This window comes from Flavobacterium psychraquaticum, from assembly GCF_034497725.1.
Lineage (GTDB): Bacteria > Bacteroidota > Bacteroidia > Flavobacteriales > Flavobacteriaceae > Flavobacterium > Flavobacterium psychraquaticum.
This window is the reverse complement of the sequence record NZ_JAXKVR010000026.1, coordinates 21564-40405: the sequence shown is the minus strand read 5'-3', so window position 1 is coordinate 40405 and position 18842 is coordinate 21564. Positions and strand designations below refer to the sequence as shown.

Genomic DNA, 18842 nt, shown 5'->3' with positions numbered 1-18842 from the left:
ATCAGACGCAACCATTTAATTAGTACAGTAATCTTATTGATAAATTCCATATTGAAACTTAAAATTTCCTACATACTATTTTTATTAATTGCTCTTTCCGCTTCAGCTCAACATTCGGCTAAAATGAATGTAAAAGTTGATGTAGAAAAGAAATTATTATATATAAAACATACTTTAATCTACAATAATATTTCAAACGATACGATTAAACACATAGTATTAAACGATTGGAATAATGCATTTTCATCCAAATCATCGCCTCTAGCGAAACGTTTTTCGGATGAGTTTTCAAGAGCTTTTCACTTGGCAAAAGACGAAGACCGTGGGAGTACAACTATAAAATCTATTGTTGATGCTAAATTAAGTAATATGAGTTGGGAACGTCCAAATGACAAAGTAGATTTATTAAAGATCACACTTAACTCCCCTATTTTGCCTTGTTCGAAAGACACGATTCACTTGCTGTATATTATGAAAATTCCAAATGCAAAATTCACAAAATATGGATTTGATTCGGACGGAACTATCGCATTGAAAAATTGGTTTTTAAATCCTTCAAGATATGAAAACAAGCAGTTTGTACAACAAAGCAATGAGAATTTAGATGATATTCCAAATGCATTTTCAGATTTTGAAATTGAAGTTGAAATCCCTGAAAATTATAGTATTGCAAGTAATTTATCAGAAATAAAAACAGAAAATTTAACCTCTAAAAAAGAATATCTATTATCTGGTTCAAATAAAAACGATGTTACAATTCATTTGCAACCAATTAATAAATTTACTACTTATAAAAATGAAATTATTGAGGTTAGTTGCGGATTAGATTACAATAAAATAACAGATATTCAAAAAGCAATATTAATTGATAAAATAACACGCTTTACCGCTTCAAAATTAGGGAATCCGTTAACTCCAAAAATCCTAGTTTCACAAATAGACTATCAACGTCAACCTTTTTATGGTTTGAATCAGTTGCCAGGTTTTTTGAGTCCGTTTCCGGATGAATTTATGTTTGAATTAAAGTTTCTAAAAACGTATCTAAATAACTATTTAAAAGAAAATTTACAGTTAAATCCCAGAAAAGAAGCTTGGATTTACGATGGAATTCAGGTTTTCTTGATGATGCAATATATTGATGAAAATTATCCAGATATAACAATGACTGGAAATTTATCGGGCTTTAAAATTTTAAAATCGTATCATTTTATAAACCTTCCGTTTAATCAACAATACAACTATTTGTATATGCTGATGGCTCGTAAAAACTTGGATCAACCTTTGAACGAACCAAAAAACAGATTAATTAAATTCAACGAACAAATAGCAAGTAAATATAGAGCTGGTTTAAGTTTGAACTATTTGAATAATTACCTTGGAAACGATATCGTACTTGCGAGCATTAAAGAGTTTATTCAAGAAAATAAATATTTAGAATCTAATCAACGTCAGTTTGAAACTATTTTAGAAAAAAATACTTCAGAAGATATCAGTTGGTTTTTTAGAACTTTGGTAGAATCGCGCGATTTGATTGATTATAAGTTCGGAAAAGTAACTAAAACTAAAGACTCTATTACTATTAATGTAATTAATAAAACCAACACAAATGCTCCTATTTCATTGTTTCAATTAAAAGACAATGAAGTAGTTAATAAAATTTGGTTAAACAATATTACTACCGATTCTACTTTTGTAATTCCAAGATTAGAATCTGATAAAATTGTATTAAATTATAATAATGAAGTTCCAGAATACAATTTAAGAAACAATTGGAAATCGCTAAAAGGCTTTTTCTTTAATAATCGTCCACTAAAATTTAACTTTTTCAAGGATTTGGAAGAACCCTATTACAACCAAGTTTTCTTTGTTCCTGAAGTTGAATTTAATGCTTACGACGGCGTTGCAATTGGAATGCGGCTTAATAATCGTTCGATTCTAAACAAGCCATTTACGTTTAGCGTTACGCCAATGTATTCTACAAATACTGGGACTCTAGTTGGGAAATTTTCCGCTGTTGTAGAAGATAATATCCGCGAAAAAGGCAAATTATACAACATTAAGTATATGTTTGCAGGAAATCGTTTTCACTATACAAAAGATGCTTTTTATACAAATTTAACACCTTTAATTCAGTTTAGGTTTAGAGATCAAAATTTAAGAAGTAACAAAAGTGAACTGATACAATTGCGTCAGGTTTATGTAAATAGGGATAGTTCGCCATTTATAACCGATGCAAAAACAGAAAATTATAATATTTTCAATGCAAAATATGGAAATTTTCAATCGGAAGGAACCAAGCATTTTTCATTATTAAATGATTTACAAATTGCTAGTTCTTTTGGAAAAATATCTACCGAAATACAATACCGAAAGTTATTCGAAAACAACCGACAAATTAGCTTAAGATTTTTTGCAGGAGCTTTTATGTTCCGCAGTACAACGTCTGATTTTTTTAGTTTTGGAGTAGATCGCCCGAATGATTATATGTTTGATTATAATTTATTAGGTCGAAGTGAATCTACTGGAATTTATAGTCAACAATACGTTTACGCGGAAGGAGGATTTAAATCAAAGTTAGATACGCGTTTTGCAAATCAATGGATCACAACTGTCAATGGAAAATTCAATATCTGGAATTGGATTCAAGTTTATGGCGATGTTGGAATGCTAAAAAACAAATATTCGAATCCCGAATTTGTTTATGACTCAGGTTTACATTTGAATTTAGTTCCCGATTATTTTGAATTATTTCTACCCGTTTATTCTTCAAACGGATTCGAATTAAATACCAACAATTATGGCGAAAAAATCCGATTTGTTGTTACCTTAAGTCCTAAAACTTTAGTCTCGCTATTTACTAGAAAATGGTTTTAATGTTAAACCGTTAAATTTTTTACGAATTTCGCACTAAAATATCGGTATTAAACCAAATTATTAGAGATATTTAATCAAATCAACTGATAAAAAGATAATAATCGATAAAATAAAGGACACTATATTGTTTTCTAATTCCTTTTAATTAAATTTGTGGAATTATCAATTTTATATCTAGTTTATGAAAAATGTAGCCACATCGGAAGTAGTATCTTTTGAAGATTTCAAAAAAGAAGTTATTAACGATTATAAAATTGCAAGAATCAGTAGAGAATGTAGCTTATTAGGAAGAAAAGAAGTACTAACTGGAAAAGCAAAATTCGGGATTTTTGGCGATGGTAAAGAAGTACCGCAATTGGCTTTAGCAAAAGCGTTTCAAAATGGTGATTTCCGTTCAGGATATTACCGTGACCAAACCTTTATGATGGCAATTGGCGCTATGAACATCGAACAATTTTTTGCTGGTTTATATGGTCATACCGATATTAATTTTGATCCAATGAGTGCTGGTCGTCAAATGGGTGGTCACTTTGCAACGCATTCGTTAGACGAAAATGGAAATTGGAAAAACTTAACACAACAAAAAAATTCAAGTGCAGACATCTCTCCTACTGCTGGGCAAATGCCTCGTTTGTTAGGATTGGCTCAAGCTTCGAAAATATATAGAAATGTTGCCGGAATCGACCAAACTAATTTTTCTGAAAAAGGAAATGAAGTCGCTTGGGGAACCATCGGAAATGCATCAACTTCAGAAGGTTTATTTTTCGAAACAATCAATGCCTCTGGTGTTTTACAAGTACCAATGGTAATGAGCGTTTGGGATGACGAATACGGAATTTCGGTTCACGCACGTCATCAAACGACCAAAGAAAATATTTCTGAAATCTTAAGAGGGTTTCAACGTGATGAAGATAATAAAGGATACGAAATCTTAAGAGTTAAAGGTTGGGATTACCCAGCTTTGGTTGATACGTATCAAAAAGCATCTCAAATTGCAAGAGAAGAACACGTTCCTGTTTTAATTCACGTTCAAGAATTAACACAGCCACAAGGTCACTCAACTTCAGGAAGTCACGAGCGTTATAAAAATGCAGAAAGACTAGCTTGGGAAGTAGAATTTGATTGTTTAACAAAAATGAACAATTGGTTGCTTGAAAATAATTTTGCAACGCAAGAAGAATTAGACGCAATCGATAATCAAGCTAAAAAAGACGTTTTAGATGGCAAAAAAGCCGCTTGGACAAACTTTACGGCTCCAGTTAAAGCAGAACAACAAGAAATAGTTAGTTTATTAAATACAATTGCATCACAAAGTGATAATAAAGTGTTTATTGAGAAAATTGCGAACGAAATTGCATCGATTAAAGAGCCAATTCGCAAGGATCTGTTAGTCGCAGCGCGAAAAGTATTGCGAATGATTGTAAAAGAAAGTTCTCGTGCTTCTTTAGCTACTTGGATTGAAAATTATACCGCGAAAATTCAACCAAAATTCAGCTCGAACTTATTTTCTGAATCTGATAAAACAATTTTTCATACGAAAGAAGTTTTACCAACATTCGATAATGCTGCAGAAGATGTAGATGCTCGTTTAGTCTTAAGAGATAACTTCGACGCAATTTTTGCAAAATATCCAGAAACTTTAATTTTTGGCGAAGATGCAGGAACTATCGGTGATGTGAACCAAGGTTTAGAAGGAATGCAAGAAAAATATGGCGAATTACGTGTTTCCGATGTCGGAATTCGTGAAGCTACTATTTTAGGTCAAGGTATTGGAATGGCAATGAGAGGCTTACGCCCAATTGCTGAAATTCAGTATTTAGATTATTTGTTGTATGCAATCCAAATTATGAGTGATGACTTAGCGACTTTACAATACAGAACGGCTGGGCGCCAAAAAGCACCGCTAATTATTAGAACGCGTGGACACCGATTAGAAGGTGTTTGGCATTCGGGTTCACCAATGGGAATGATTATCAACGCTATCAGAGGAATTCACGTTTTAGTACCTAGAAATATGACTAAAGCAGCTGGTTTTTATAATACATTATTAGCCACTGACGAACCTGCATTAGTAGTAGAATGTTTGAATGGTTACCGTTTGAAAGAAAAAATGCCAACCAATTTAGGAGAATTTAAAACGCCTATTGGTGTGGTTGAAACCATCAAACAAGGTTCGGATATTACTTTGGTTTCTTATGGTTCAACGTTGCGTTTGGTGGAACAAGCTGCAAATGAATTAGAAGCTGTTGGAATTAGCGCTGAAATCATTGATATTCAATCGTTATTGCCTTTTGACGTGAATCACGATATTGTAAAATCGGTAGCAAAAACCAATCGTTTATTAGTAATTGACGAAGATGTTCCTGGTGGCGCTTCTGCTTATATTTTGCAAGAAATTGTAGAAAATCAATCGGCTTATAAATACTTAGATAGCGCACCTCAAACGTTAGCTGCAAAAGCACACCGACCAGCGTATGGAACAGATGGCGATTACTTCTCTAAACCTTCAACAGAGGATATTTTTGAGAAAGTATATGCCATTATGAATGAAGCAAATCCAATAAAATTTCCAAGTTTATATTAAAATATTTGGAAAGTAAAAAAACTATTCGTTACATTTGCACAATAGAATTAGAAAAATGAAAACAATTTTAAACAATACTTGGTGGTGGAATTACTTACGTCGAACTTCGTGAGCGAATCCTCTATTGTATATTTTAAAAACAAAATACATATAAAAGGCTTGTCATTCACGACAAGCCTTTTTTTATTGCCTAAAATCAAAAAATCAAATGAAAACGTATCAATTACATACACATTACAAACAAATTCTTTCCGACACCATTACTCCAGTAAGTGTTTATTTAAAAATTCGCGATAAATTTCCGAATAGTATTTTGTTAGAAAGTTCGGATTATCACGCGAATGATAACAGTTTTTCTTACATCTGTTTCAATCCGATTGCTTCGATTAAAGTCGAAAATAATGCAATTGAAACTAATTTTCCCGATGGATTTTCGGAAATTACTCCAATTGATGCTAAAATAAATGTTGTCAAAGAAATTGAAAAATTTTCGAACCAATTCATTACAGAAAAATCTGATTTTAAGTTTATTTCACAAGGTTTATTTGGTTATATCGCTTACGATGCGATTCAGTATTTTGAAAAACTTTCGATTGCGAAAAAATCAAAAGAGAATGAAATTCCCGAAATTTATTATGCCGTTTACCAAAATGTAATTGCTATAAATCATTTCAAAAACGAAGCCTATATCTTTTGCCACAATTCAGACGGAAAAAGTAATGTTTTAGAAATTGAACAATTGCTTCAAGCTAAAAACTTCGCTTCTTTTTCGTTTCAGAAAACTGGAAATCCAACTTCAAATTTAACGGACAATGAATTTAAAGATTATGTTACGAAAGCAAAAAAACATTGTCATTTAGGTGATGTGTTCCAATTGGTTTTATCCCGAAGATTTTCTCAAGAATTTAAAGGTGATGAATTCAATGTTTATCGTGCTTTACGAAGTATCAATCCTTCACCCTACTTATTTTATTTCGATTATGGGAATTTTAAAATATTTGGGTCTTCACCCGAAGCACAATTGGTGATTAAAAATAATATCGCCGAAATTCATCCTATCGCAGGAACTTTCAAACGAACAGGAAATGACGAACAAGATGCGGAATTAGCTAAGAAATTAGTGCAAGACGAAAAGGAAAATAGCGAACACGTTATGTTAGTCGATTTGGCTCGAAACGACCTAAGCAGAAGTTGTAGCGAAGTAAAAGTGGAACAATACAAGCAAGTTCAATTTTTCTCACACGTAATTCATCTGGTCTCAAAAGTAACTGGTAAATTAAAAGAAAACCATACTTTTATGGAATTAGTAGCCAAAACTTTTCCAGCAGGAACTTTATCAGGAGCTCCGAAAGTAAAAGCGATGCAATTGATAGAGCAAATTGAAAAAACCAACAGAAGTTTCTACGGTGGTGCCATCGGAGTTTTAGATTTTGAAGGAAATTTCAACCACGCCATTATGATTCGAAGCTTTTTGAGTAAAAATCATTCTTTATATTTTCAAGCTGGAGCCGGAATTGTGGAAAGTTCTTCGGAAGAAAACGAAATGCAAGAAGTCTATAATAAACTTGGTGCATTGCAAAAAGCATTAGATTTAGCAGAAACAATTTAACAATATCAATTGCAAAACTCAATTGCAATAACAATTAAAAAAAAATAACCGTCAAAATTGATTTTTGAAATTGAAATTGACATTGAAATTGAAAAAAATGAAAGTAGCAGTTATAGATAATTACGATAGTTTCACCTACAATTTGGTGCATTATTTAGAAGATTTGAATGCGGAAGTAACCGTTTTCAGAAACGATGAATTCGAATTGAGTGAATTAGAAAAGTACGATAAAATATTACTTTCTCCTGGTCCGGGCGTTCCAAACGAAGCAGGATTATTAAAAGATGTGATTAAAAAATTCGCTTCAACCAAAAGTATCTTTGGAGTTTGTTTGGGTTTACAAGCTATTGGCGAAGTATTCGGTGGACAATTGACCAATTTAGAAAAAGTCTATCACGGAGTTGCTACAAAAGTTTCAAAAACCGAAGACGATTTCATTTTCAACGATTTACCTGATGAAATTGAAGTGGGACGTTACCATTCTTGGGTCGTTTCCAATGAAAATTTACCCGAAGATCTGATAATAACTTCAACCGATGCAAACGGACAAATTATGTCAATGAAACACGCTCGTTTCGATGTTCGTGGTGTACAATATCATCCAGAAAGCGTCTTAACTCCTTTCGGGAAAAAAATCTTAGAAAATTGGCTTAGCCACTAATATTCAACAACATATTAGCTGAATAATTTACTTTATTCCTAAAAAACGAATGAAGTATAGCCCAATTTATGTCCAATTTTAAAAATAAAACAATGAAAAATATATTAAATCGATTAATCAATCACGAAATACTTTCCAAAGTCGAAGCTAAAGAAGTATTAGTTAATATTTCTTCGGGAAGTTATAATGCGAGTCAAATAGCGTCTTTTATGACCGTTTATATGATGCGAAGCATTACAATTGAAGAATTAGCCGGTTTTAGAGAAGCCTTATTAGAATTGTGTATTCCCGTTGATTTTTCAGCTTATAACACAATTGATTTATGTGGAACTGGTGGCGATGGAAAAGACACTTTCAATATTTCAACTTTAGCTTCATTTATAGTCGCTGGAGCAGGAATTAAAGTCGCGAAACACGGAAATTACGGCGTTTCATCCATTTCAGGTTCGAGTAATGTTATGGAAAAAATGGGTGTAAAATTCACTAATGACGCCGATTTTCTTCAGAAATCCATTGAACAAACAAATATCGCCATTTTGCACGCTCCTCTTTTTCATCCTGCTATGAAAAATGTAGGACCAATTCGTAAAGAATTAGGCGTGAAAACTTTTTTCAATATGTTGGGTCCGATGGTAAATCCGTCTTTTCCAAAAAATCAAATGGTTGGTGTTTTTAGCCTAGAATTAGCTCGAATGTATGCGTATTTATACCAAAACACTTCAACAAATTATAGTATTTTATATGGTTTGAATGGTTTTGATGAGGTCTCGCTTTCTGATGATGTGAAAATTATTTCGAACGCAACCGAACAGATTTTAAAACCTTCCGACTTTAAATTTCCAACTATTAAACTAGAACAAATAAAAGGCGGAACAACTGTTGAAGAATCAGCGAAAATTTTTCACACGGTCATTTCTGGAAATGGTTCAACCGAACAAAATAATGTAGTTTGTGCTAATGCAGCCGTTGCCATTCAAACGGTAGAAAACTCGAATTATGATGATGCTCTTGCAAAAGCACAGGAAAGTTTAGCCAGTGGAAGAGCTTTCAAAACATTAAATCAATTAATTAAGTTAAGTAATTAATACTATTAACTATGAGTATATTAGACAAAATAATTATTTATAAAAGAAGAGAAGTCGAACTAAAGAAAAGTATCATTCCAGTTTCTCAATTGGAAGCTTCTGTACTATTCAATTCTCGAACGTATTCAATGAGTAAATTAATAAAAAATAGTCCGGTCGGAATCATTGCAGAACATAAACGTCGTTCACCTTCTAAGGATATTATTAACAATAATCACTCCGTTGAAGATGTAGTTTTAGGGTATCAAAATGCGGGTGCTTGTGGTATTTCTGTCTTAACTGATGCAAAGTATTTTGGCGGAAGTTTGGACGATTTACTTCTGGCGAAAGCCACTGTGAACATTCCATTATTACGAAAAGAATTTATTGTAGACGAATACCAAATTTTAGAAGCAAAAGCCCACGGAGCCGATGTGATTTTATTAATTGCTTCCGTTCTAACTCGTGAAGAAATTAAGAATTTATCTGAATTTGGACAAAGTTTAGGATTAGAAATCTTGCTAGAAGTTCATAATTTAGAAGAATTAGAAAAATCGATAGTACCAAGTTTGGATATGATTGGCGTCAACAATAGAAATTTAAAGACATTTGAAGTCAATTTAGATTACAGTAAACAATTGGCTTCAAAAATTCCAGACGATTTTGTAAAAATTTCAGAAAGTGGTATTAGTTCGGTAGAAGTCGTAAAAGAATTGCAACAATATGGTTATCAGGGATTTTTAATGGGCGAACACTTTATGAAAACCGAAAATCCAGGAAAAACAGCTTTTAATTTCATCAAAAAAATAATCCAATGAAATCATTACAATTTAAAATTTGTGGGATGAAATATTCCAAAAATATCCAAGCTATTGCGGAACTTCAACCAGACTATTTAGGTTTTATTTTCTGGGAAAATTCGAAACGACGATTTGATTTGGAAGAACTACCTCATTTCGATTCTAAAATTAAAAAAGTAGGTGTTTTCGTTGATTCCTCTATGAACGAAATTACTGCTAGAAAAAATCAGTTTGATTTAAATGTGATTCAGTTACACGGTAATGAAACGGCAGCATTTTGTGCTAAGTTAAAAGAACAAAATGTTGAAGTAATTAAAGCTTTTTCTATCAGTAATGATTTTAATTTTAACGTGTTAAAACAATATAGTAGTTGTGTAGATTATTTTTTATTTGATACCAAAGGAAGACTTCCTGGCGGCAACGGTATTACATTTGATTGGAAAATTTTAGATAATTATTACTTTCAAACCCCCTATTTTTTAAGTGGCGGTATTGGCACTACTGAGCTCGATGCCATAAAAATATTTTTAGAAACTACAGCCGGAAAAAATTGTATTGCAATAGATGTTAATAGTCGATTTGAATTAAAATCGGGCTACAAAAACGAAAATAAATTAAGAAAATTTAAAAAATCACTTTATGAAAACTAACTATAATGTAGACGAAAATGGGTTTTATGGACAGTTTGGAGGTGCTTTTATTCCTGAAATGTTATACCCAAATGTAGAAGAATTAAAGAATAATTACCTCGATATTACTTCAGAACCAAGTTTTAAAGCAGAATTTGACGAATTATTAAAAAAATATGTAGGAAGACCAACGCCACTTTATTTTGCCAAACGTTTATCTGAAAAATACAATACAAAAATCTATTTGAAACGTGAAGATTTGTGTCATACTGGAGCTCATAAAATCAACAACACTATTGGTCAAATTTTAGTAGCTAAAAAACTAGGTAAAACTAGAATTATTGCGGAAACTGGTGCAGGTCAACACGGAGTTGCAACAGCAACTGTTTGTGCTTTAATGGGCTTAGAATGTATTGTTTATATGGGTGAAGTGGACATTAAACGTCAAGCGCCAAATGTAGCAAGAATGAAAATGCTTGGTGCAGAAGTTATTCCAGCTACTTCGGGTTCAAAAACCTTAAAAGATGCTACAAATGAAGCAATTAGAGATTGGATTAATAATCCGGTTGACACTTTTTATATTATTGGTTCTGTGGTTGGTCCACATCCTTATCCAGATATGGTTGCCCGCTTTCAAAGTGTGATTTCAAAAGAAATTAAAACCCAATTATTAGCACAAGAAGGCAAAGAAAATCCGGATTACGTAATTGCTTGTGTTGGTGGTGGTAGCAATGCAGCTGGAGCTTTTTACGAATTTTTAGACGAAGAATCAGTTAAATTAATTGCGGTTGAAGCAGCGGGTCACGGAGTAAATTCGGGAGAAAGTGCAGCAACTTCAGTTTTAGGAAAAATCGGAATTATTCACGGAAGCAAAACATTGTTAATGCAAACGGAAGACGGACAAATAACTGAACCTTATTCTATTTCGGCTGGATTAGATTATCCAGGTGTTGGACCGCTTCACGCTCATCTTCACGATACAAAAAGAGCGGAATTTATATCAATTACAGATGCTGACGCGATGCAATCGGGTTTGGCACTCTCTAAAATGGAAGGCATAATACCGGCAATTGAAACGGCTCACGCTTTTGCAGTTTTGGATCAGAAGCGCTTCAAACCAACTGATATTCTGGTGATCAACTTATCAGGAAGAGGCGATAAAGATTTGAATACTTATATCGATTATTTTAATTTAAATAAGTAGAAAATGAACAGAATAAATAAAACATTACAAAAAGATAAAAAACTGCTTTCGATTTATTTTACAGCAGGATTTCCAAATTTAAACGATACGGTTTCGATCATTAAAGAATTAGAAAAAAACGGTGTAGATATGATTGAGATTGGTTTACCTTTTTCAGATCCTTTAGCCGATGGACCAACAATTCAAGAAAGTTCTACTAAGGCAATTGAAAACGGAATGACCACTTCACTCCTATTTGAGAAATTGGCAAACATTCGTGAAAACGTAAAAATTCCTTTATTAATTATGGGTTATTTTAATCCGATGATGCAATTTGGAATCGAAAAATTTTGCCAGAAATGTGCGGCAGTTGGAATTGATGGATTAATTATTCCTGATTTACCTTTACACGTTTACGAAACTGAATACAAAGCTATTTTCGAAAAATATAGCTTAAAAAATATTTTCTTAATTACACCACAAACTACTAATGAACGCATTCAACAAATAGATGAAATTTCGGATAGTTTTATTTATATGGTGAGTTCGGCAGCGGTTACAGGAAGTCAGTCTGGGTTTGGTTCAGAACAAATGCATTATTTCAAACGAATTTCTGATTTAAAGTTGAAAAATCCACAAATTGTGGGTTTTGGAATTAAAGACAATCAAACCTTTTTAGAAGCTACAAAATATCAAATTGGAGCGATTATCGGTAGTGCTTTTATTACTTTTTTAAAAGAAAATTCAATTGCTAAAATAGGAGATTTTGTAAAGAAAATCTTGAAATAAAAAATGCAATTATAAAAAATTCCCACTATAAAAAATATCATAGTGGGAATTTATTGTTTTTGAATGACTACAATTTTCTTCGTTCTTTCTCTTTCTTAATTAACGTCAACTCTCTACTAGTTTGTCCAGCTACAGATGTATTTTCCTCAGCTCTTCTAATTAAGTATGGCATAACATCTCTTACCGGTCCAAATGGCAAATATTTTGCAACATTATAACCATTAGCTGCTAAATTGAAACTAATATTATCACTCATTCCCAGCAATTGGCCAAAAAAGATACGTTTATCATCTTTAGCAATTCCTCTTTGATTCATTAATTCCATTAATTTGTATGAACTTTCTTCATTATGAGTTCCTGCAAAAATGGACATTCTATCTAGATTTTCAATCATATATAAAACAGTTGCATCATAATTGATATCTGTTGCTTCCTTAGTGACACAAATTGGTGATTTCACACCTTTTTCTGCTGCTTTTTCGTTTTCTTTTTCTAAATAAGCACCACGAACAAGTTTCATTCCAATAAAAAAACCTTCTGTGTTTGCTTGTTTATGTAATTCTTTCAAATAATCCAATCGATCCCAACGATATAGTTGTAAAGTATTGAAAACAATAGCTTTTTCTTTATTATATTTTTGCATCATATTGGTTACAATTGCATCTGCCGCGTCTTGCATCCAACTTTCTTCTGCATCAATTAATAATAAAACATCTTTTTCAAAAGCAGTTTTACAAGCCAAATCAAAACGCGCCACTACTCTATTCCAATCTTCTTGTTCTGCTGGCGTTAATGTCGCTTTTTCGCCTACTTTAATGTATAAATCCGTACGACCAAATCCGGTAGGTTTGAAAACGGCAAACGGAATAGCTTCACGTTCTTTCGCAAATTCAATTGTTTTTAAAGTCATCGCTAAAGCTGCATCAAACTGAGCATCTTCTTCTTTTCCTTCAACCGAATAATCTAAAACAGACGAAACGCCTTTGGTGAACATATTATCAACAACTCGCAAACAATCATTTTCGTTAATTCCACCACAAAAATGATCAAAAACAGTCGAACGAATCAATCCTTCTACAGGTAAATGTGCTTTCAAAGCAAAATTCGTAACTGCAGTTCCTATTTTAACAAGAGGTTGGCTGGCAATAAGTTTGAATAAAAAAGAAGCTCTTTCTAATTCGGTATCACTTTTTAGGGAAAAAGCGATTTCTGTATTGTTAAATATTTTATCCATTGTGTTTTTAATAAAAAGTGACACAAATATACAGCAGTTTTTGTGAAATTACATAAAAAAGACCTTATTTTGCACTTAAAATTTAGCTTTATTATGCAAACTATTGTCGCAACGAATTACAGTGTTTATTTTGATGCAACTGGATATGAAAAACTGGCTTCAATCCTTGTTCCTACACATTATTCTAAATTGTTTATTATTGTTGATGAAAACACATCAGAACATTGTTTGCCACACTTATTAAAGAATTTAGCTACTGAAGTTGCAATTGAAATTATTGAGCTAGAAGCTGGAGAAATTAACAAAAACATTACTACTTGTTCAGAAGTTTGGGGAGCGCTGTCTGATTTGGGTGCCGACCGAAAAAGTATGATCTTAAATTTAGGTGGTGGAGTAGTTTCAGATTTAGGAGGATTTGTGGCTTGTACTTTTAAACGAGGTATAGATTTTATAAATATTCCTACTACTTTATTAGCGATGGTTGATGCTTCAATTGGTGGGAAAAACGGTGTTGATTTAGGTAATTTAAAAAATCAAATTGGGATAATTCGTGAACCAAAAGCTGTAGTTGTTGATACTAAGTTTTTAGAAACATTACCTCAAAACGAAATGCGTTCTGGTTTAGCAGAAATGTTGAAGCACGGATTGATTTTCGATAAACGCTATTGGGATAAATTTAAAAATCTAAAAGATTTAGATACAGACGATTTAAATCAGTTAATTCATCAATCTATTCAAATAAAAAACACTATTGTTTCTGAAGATCTAACCGAACAAGGAATTCGAAAATCATTGAATTTTGGCCATACTTTAGGGCACGCTATTGAAAGTTATTTCTTGGAAGATGAAACTAAAACTAACCTTCTACACGGCGAAGCAATCGCAATCGGTATGATCTTAGAAAGCTATATTTCGCAGGAAAAAGGGCTTTTATCTTCTGAAGAATACCAAGAAATTAAGTACATTATCAGCGACATTTTTGAACGTGTAGATTTTACGCAGTCAGAAATTGCAAATATCATTGATTTATTAATTTATGATAAGAAAAATGAGTTCGGAAAAGTACAATTTGCCTTATTGGATGGAATTGGTCAAATAAAAATTAATCAAGAAGCTGATAACACTTTGATATACAAGGCGTTTGAAGATTATGTACATTAATTTATTTTTGCATCAAGTTTACTTTATTTGCTATTTTATTTTTTTAACTTTGCACTAATGAAAGAACATAAAAATAAAACAAATCGCAATAAATTCTTTAAGGATAAAGGTGGAAACAATTTTATCAGTGGTTTTTTTGTTTTTTCTATTTTTTCAGCACAGATTAATGATTTATTCCAGCTATCAAAGATGTTTAGTGGTAAACTACCGATTAGATATGCAAATCTTAGAGTTTGAAAATTGTATTTATTTCTACAATATTTCAATTTTTTAATTATTAATTACTACTTTTCAAAATGAACACTAAATACTACGATTTAATCAATCAAACTTTTTATTTTCCGCAAGAAGAATTTACATTAAACAAAGATGAACTTCAATTTCACGGAATTGATATGATGAAATTAGTTGAACAATATGGTACGCCATTAAAATTCACCTATCTACCAAAAATATCTCAGAATATCAACAGAGCAAAGATGTGGTTTAGAAATGCAATGGAAAAACACGGCTATGATGCTAAGTATTTCTATTGTTATTGCACCAAAAGTTCGCATTTTGAATTCATTTTAAATGAAGCTTTAAAAAACAATATTCATATTGAAACTTCTTCTGCTTTTGACATTGACATTGTTGAAAATTTAATGGCAGAAGGAAAAATAAATAAAAACACCTTTGTGATTTGTAACGGTTTTAAGCGCGCGCAATATGTTACAAATATTGCTCGTTTAATTAACAACGGACACAAAAACACAATACCAGTAATAGATAATTACGAAGAATTAGATTTGTTACAAGAACAAATTGATGGTAAATTTAAAATCGGTATTCGTATTGCAGCTGAAGAAGAACCTAAATTTGAGTTCTATACTTCTCGTTTAGGTATTGGATATAAAGACATTGTTCCTTTTTACAGAAAACAAATTCAAGAAAATAAAAAAGTAGAACTAAAAATGTTACACTTTTTTATCAACGCAGGAATTAGAGACACGGCTTATTATTGGAATGAACTTTTAAAATGTTTAAAAGTATATATTGCTTTGAAAAAAGAATGTGCTTCATTAGACAGTTTGAACATTGGCGGTGGCTTCCCTATTAAAAATTCATTAGCTTTTGACTATGATTACCAATATATGGTCGATGAAATTTTAAATCAAATTAAAATAGCTTGTGATGATGCGGAAATTCCGGTTCCTCATATTTTTACAGAATTTGGATCGTTTACTGTAGGTGAAGCTGGTGGAGCTTTGTATCAAATTTTATATCAAAAGAAACAAAATGATCGAGAAAATTGGAACATGATTGATTCTTCATTCATTACAACACTTCCAGATACTTGGGCTATCAACAAGCGTTTTGTTATGTTAGCAATTAACCGTTGGAATGAAACTTATGAGCGGGTGCTTTTAGGAGGATTAACTTGTGACGGTGATGATTATTACAACTCGGAACAACACATGAATGCGGTATATTTACCAAAGTATAACAAAGAAAAACCATTATATATTGGATTTTTTAATACCGGAGCTTACCAAGAAACCATTGGTGGGTTTGGAGGTTTGAGCCATTGTATTTTACCACAACCAAAACATATTTTGATTGATAAAGATAAAAATGGTATTATTGCAACAGAAGTTTTCTCAGAACAACAAAAAGCAGAAGATGTCTTAGCAATTTTAGGTTACAACAAAATTAAAGAACAATAAAATTAAACATAATGAGTAAAGGACCAGTTAGTCAGTTTATTGAAGAACATTATCTTCATTTTAACTCTGCAGCTTTAGTGGATGCAGCAAAAGGATATGAAGAGCATTTATTAGATAACGGAAAAATGATGATTACTTTAGCAGGTGCAATGAGTACAGCTGAATTAGGTAAATCTTTAGCCGAAATGATTCGCCAAGACAAAGTACACATTATATCTTGTACAGGAGCTAATCTTGAAGAAGACATTATGAACTTAGTTGCTCATAATTCGTATAAAAGAATTCCACATTATAGAGATTTAACACCTGCAGAGGAAAGAGAATTATTAGACAATCACTTTAATCGTGTAACTGATACTTGTATTCCTGAGGAAGAGGCTTTTAGGAGATTACAACAACATTTATTTGACATTTGGAACAATGCAGATTCTAAAGGAGAGCGTTATTTTCCGCACGAATTCATGTACCAAATGCTTAATTCTGGAGTTTTAGAACAATATTACGAAATCGATCCGAAAAATTCATGGATGATTGCAGCAGCCGAAAAGAATTTACCAATTGTTGTTCCAGGTTGGGAAGATAGTACAATGGGAAATATTTTTGCTTCTTATTGCATAAAAGGAGAATTCAAACCAACTACCATGAAAAGTGGCATTGAATATATGATGTGGTTGGCAGATTGGTATCCAAAAAATTGCGCAGGGAAAGGAATTGGTTTCTTCCAAATTGGTGGAGGAATTGCAGGAGACTTCCCTATTTGCGTTGTTCCGATGTTAGATCAAGACTTAGAAGTGGAAAATGTGCCTTTTTGGAGTTACTTTTGTCAGATTTCTGATTCAACAACTAGCTATGGTTCATACTCTGGAGCAGTTCCCAACGAGAAAATCACTTGGGGTAAATTAGATATCAACACACCTAAATTCATTGTAGAGTCTGACGCTACGATAGTTGCACCTTTAATGTTTGCATATATTTTAGGCTGGTAAAATTTTTAGAAAAAAAACTCAAATTTCCTTGAAAATATAAATTAAGGATATTACTTTTGACCAAAATACAAGAATAAAATTCCACCCAATGAAAAGAGTTATTGTTGATTACGCTAAATTAACAAATGAAATCTTAGCCTTACTAGTTGAGAAATTTCCAGACAGTTATGATGATTCAGATATCATCCGATTTAAAAATGCTAAGAACGAAACAATTGAAGCTGTTGAAGTTCGAACTGATGATACTATTTACTTAGTAAAAGTTAGTACAAAATTAGCTGATAGAATCGAAAATTACGACGAAGATGATATCATTGAAGAAGAAGTAATCGTGGACAAAATTCCTGGTTTAAAAGAACTTGATATCGAAGATGATGAAGAGGAAGAAGAAAATGATGAAGAGGATGACTCAGACGATCCTGATGATTTAGATGAAGAAGATTAGACATAAAAAAGGGAATTCAGTCGAATTCCCTTTTTTTTTTTATAAATAGCGCTCAATTATTATATTTTTATGATGCAATTCATGCCCAAGTATTATAAACCCCAAAGATCTAACTGAAAAGCTGTTATTATAGGCTGTTCCCATATTTAATAAAGTAGACGCATCGAAGTTCTCAAATAAATTTATTGTAGCTTCTCTAACCGAAGAATATTCCTGAAGTAAACTTTCATATTCTCTATCATTTGCTTTTGCCGCTCTTGCATAATTATTTTCGTCAAAGCCCGGCAATTCCGTTTTGTCGTTTCTCGCTATTCTTAGCGTTCGGTAAGCAAAAATTCTTTCTGTGTCGATCAAATGTAACAACACATCTTTAATCGTCCATTTATCGGCAGCGTAGGCAAGCTCATGTTTAAAAACTGGAATTGCCTTAAAAAAATGTAATAATTCTTCTTTTTGCTTTTTTAAACCTTTTACAATATTTTGATCTGGAACTAAATCAATATAAGCTGCGTAATATGGAGCAACTTCATTCGGTAATAAGTTTTTCATATTTGATTCTTTATTTTCTCACAAAAAAACAAAAAAAAGCCTCTTTTAAGAGGCTAATATATTAAAGTTCTTTAAAAATTGTGTGCATCAATCGTTTTTTGTCGTTGATACTTTCTTCTAAAGAAATCATTGTTTCAGTTCTATAAACTCCTTCAATATCATCAATCATAAAAATAACTTCTTTAGCATGCTTCGTATCCTTAGCTCTAATTTTACAGAAAATATTAAACTTTCCGGTGGTTACGTGCGCTACAGTTACATACGGAATTTGGTTAATTCGCTCTAAAACAAACTTAGTTTGAGAGGTATTATGTAAAAAAACACCAACATAAGCAATAAAAGAATAACCTAGCTTTTCATAATCTAATGTCAATGAAGAACCTTGAATAATTCCAGCATCTTCCATCTTTTTTACCCTCACATGAACTGTGCCGGCAGAAATTAATAGCTTTTTAGCTATATCTGTAAACGGAACTCTTGTGTTATCAATCAACATGTCTAAAATTTGATGATCTACTTCATCTAATCGAAACTTACTCATAAGTACTTATAATAAATGTTAAAATAT

The 18842-nt window shown here is 32.1% G+C and carries 16 protein-coding genes; 13 read left to right on the top strand and 3 right to left on the bottom strand.

The features are described from left to right. Positions 1 to 123 precede the first annotated feature (123 nt). The 9 genes from T1L09_RS05245 to trpA all read left to right on the top strand — a co-directional run bounded on the left by T1L09_RS05245 (position 124) and on the right by trpA (position 12193). Entirely contained in the window at positions 124 to 2874 is a 2751-nt protein-coding gene (locus tag T1L09_RS05245; RefSeq protein WP_322549901.1) for a gluzincin family metallopeptidase, read from the top strand. Positions 2875 to 3055: 181 nt separating this feature from the next. Further along, a complete protein-coding gene (locus T1L09_RS05240) occupies positions 3056 to 5458 on the top strand; it encodes an alpha-ketoacid dehydrogenase subunit alpha/beta (RefSeq protein ID WP_322549900.1) in 2403 nt (800 codons plus the stop codon). A 208-nt stretch (positions 5459 to 5666) separates the two neighbouring features. Continuing rightward, positions 5667 to 7067 carry an anthranilate synthase component I family protein gene (locus T1L09_RS05235; RefSeq protein WP_322549899.1) on the top strand — a complete coding sequence of 467 codons (1401 nt, stop codon included), beginning with the start codon at positions 5667 to 5669 and terminating at the stop codon, positions 7065 to 7067. Positions 7068 to 7164: 97 nt separating this feature from the next. After that, positions 7165 to 7728: an anthranilate synthase component II gene (locus tag T1L09_RS05230; protein WP_322549898.1), complete on the top strand. Its 564-nt coding sequence runs from the start codon at positions 7165 to 7167 to the stop codon at positions 7726 to 7728. 92 nt (positions 7729 to 7820) lie between these two features. After that, on the top strand, positions 7821 to 8813 hold the full coding sequence (trpD, locus tag T1L09_RS05225) for an anthranilate phosphoribosyltransferase (RefSeq protein WP_322549897.1): 993 nt from the start codon (positions 7821 to 7823) through the stop codon (positions 8811 to 8813). Positions 8814 to 8824: 11 nt separating this feature from the next. Then, on the top strand, positions 8825 to 9610 hold the full coding sequence (gene trpC / locus T1L09_RS05220) for an indole-3-glycerol phosphate synthase TrpC (RefSeq protein ID WP_322549896.1): 786 nt from the start codon (positions 8825 to 8827) through the stop codon (positions 9608 to 9610). Continuing rightward, a complete protein-coding gene (locus T1L09_RS05215; RefSeq protein WP_322549895.1) occupies positions 9607 to 10242 on the top strand; it encodes a phosphoribosylanthranilate isomerase in 636 nt (211 codons plus the stop codon). The genes trpC and T1L09_RS05215 overlap by 4 nt, the downstream gene beginning before the upstream one ends. Then, positions 10232 to 11425 (top strand): tryptophan synthase subunit beta, encoded by a 1194-nt coding sequence (gene trpB, locus T1L09_RS05210; protein WP_322549894.1) that lies wholly within the window; start codon positions 10232 to 10234, stop codon positions 11423 to 11425. Before T1L09_RS05215 ends, trpB begins: the two co-directional genes overlap by 11 nt. A 3-nt stretch (positions 11426 to 11428) precedes the next feature. Beyond that, positions 11429 to 12193, top strand: coding sequence for a tryptophan synthase subunit alpha (gene trpA, locus T1L09_RS05205; RefSeq protein ID WP_322549893.1), 765 nt, complete (start codon positions 11429 to 11431; stop codon positions 12191 to 12193). 67 nt (positions 12194 to 12260) lie between these two features. On the opposite strand, the gene T1L09_RS05200 is transcribed toward trpA, so the two are convergent. Beyond that, positions 12261 to 13427 carry a proline dehydrogenase family protein gene (locus tag T1L09_RS05200; protein ID WP_322549892.1) on the bottom strand — a complete coding sequence of 389 codons (1167 nt, stop codon included), beginning with the start codon at positions 13425 to 13427 and terminating at the stop codon, positions 12261 to 12263. A gap of 93 nt (positions 13428 to 13520) precedes the next feature. On the opposite strand from T1L09_RS05200, the gene aroB reads away from it, so the two are divergent. The 4 genes from aroB (at position 13521) to T1L09_RS05180 (ending at position 17725) form a co-directional block, all read left to right on the top strand. Continuing rightward, complete coding sequence (gene aroB / locus T1L09_RS05195) at positions 13521 to 14588, top strand: 3-dehydroquinate synthase (RefSeq protein ID WP_322549891.1); 1068 nt, start codon at positions 13521 to 13523, stop codon at positions 14586 to 14588. Between the two features lie 296 nt (positions 14589 to 14884). Further along, a complete protein-coding gene (locus tag T1L09_RS05190) occupies positions 14885 to 16294 on the top strand; it encodes a type III PLP-dependent enzyme domain-containing protein (protein ID WP_322549890.1) in 1410 nt (469 codons plus the stop codon). Between the two features lie 11 nt (positions 16295 to 16305). Then, complete coding sequence (locus tag T1L09_RS05185) at positions 16306 to 17280, top strand: deoxyhypusine synthase family protein (RefSeq protein ID WP_322549889.1); 975 nt, start codon at positions 16306 to 16308, stop codon at positions 17278 to 17280. Between the two features lie 88 nt (positions 17281 to 17368). Then, positions 17369 to 17725: a DNA primase gene (locus T1L09_RS05180; protein WP_322549888.1), complete on the top strand. Its 357-nt coding sequence runs from the start codon at positions 17369 to 17371 to the stop codon at positions 17723 to 17725. A 39-nt stretch (positions 17726 to 17764) separates the two neighbouring features. On the opposite strand, the gene T1L09_RS05175 is transcribed toward T1L09_RS05180, so the two are convergent. Continuing rightward, positions 17765 to 18274 (bottom strand): DinB family protein, encoded by a 510-nt coding sequence (locus T1L09_RS05175; protein ID WP_322549887.1) that lies wholly within the window; start codon positions 18272 to 18274, stop codon positions 17765 to 17767. Positions 18275 to 18335: 61 nt separating this feature from the next. Then, a complete protein-coding gene (locus T1L09_RS05170; protein WP_262318519.1) occupies positions 18336 to 18815 on the bottom strand; it encodes an Lrp/AsnC family transcriptional regulator in 480 nt (159 codons plus the stop codon). Between the last annotated feature and the right edge of the window lie 27 nt (positions 18816 to 18842).

Coding starts and splice junctions, on each gene's coding strand:
- T1L09_RS05245 (WP_322549901.1), top strand. CDS start 124: ATGAATGTAAAAGTTGATGTAGAAAAGAAATTATTATATATAAAACAT.
- T1L09_RS05240 (WP_322549900.1), top strand. CDS start 3,056: ATGAAAAATGTAGCCACATCGGAAGTAGTATCTTTTGAAGATTTCAAA.
- T1L09_RS05235 (WP_322549899.1), top strand. CDS start 5,667: ATGAAAACGTATCAATTACATACACATTACAAACAAATTCTTTCCGAC.
- T1L09_RS05230 (WP_322549898.1), top strand. CDS start 7,165: ATGAAAGTAGCAGTTATAGATAATTACGATAGTTTCACCTACAATTTG.
- trpD (WP_322549897.1), top strand. CDS start 7,821: ATGAAAAATATATTAAATCGATTAATCAATCACGAAATACTTTCCAAA.
- trpC (WP_322549896.1), top strand. CDS start 8,825: ATGAGTATATTAGACAAAATAATTATTTATAAAAGAAGAGAAGTCGAA.
- T1L09_RS05215 (WP_322549895.1), top strand. CDS start 9,607: ATGAAATCATTACAATTTAAAATTTGTGGGATGAAATATTCCAAAAAT.
- trpB (WP_322549894.1), top strand. CDS start 10,232: ATGAAAACTAACTATAATGTAGACGAAAATGGGTTTTATGGACAGTTT.
- trpA (WP_322549893.1), top strand. CDS start 11,429: ATGAACAGAATAAATAAAACATTACAAAAAGATAAAAAACTGCTTTCG.
- T1L09_RS05200 (WP_322549892.1), bottom strand. CDS start 13,427: ATGGATAAAATATTTAACAATACAGAAATCGCTTTTTCCCTAAAAAGT.
- aroB (WP_322549891.1), top strand. CDS start 13,521: ATGCAAACTATTGTCGCAACGAATTACAGTGTTTATTTTGATGCAACT.
- T1L09_RS05190 (WP_322549890.1), top strand. CDS start 14,885: ATGAACACTAAATACTACGATTTAATCAATCAAACTTTTTATTTTCCG.
- T1L09_RS05185 (WP_322549889.1), top strand. CDS start 16,306: ATGAGTAAAGGACCAGTTAGTCAGTTTATTGAAGAACATTATCTTCAT.
- T1L09_RS05180 (WP_322549888.1), top strand. CDS start 17,369: ATGAAAAGAGTTATTGTTGATTACGCTAAATTAACAAATGAAATCTTA.
- T1L09_RS05175 (WP_322549887.1), bottom strand. CDS start 18,274: ATGAAAAACTTATTACCGAATGAAGTTGCTCCATATTACGCAGCTTAT.
- T1L09_RS05170 (WP_262318519.1), bottom strand. CDS start 18,815: ATGAGTAAGTTTCGATTAGATGAAGTAGATCATCAAATTTTAGACATG.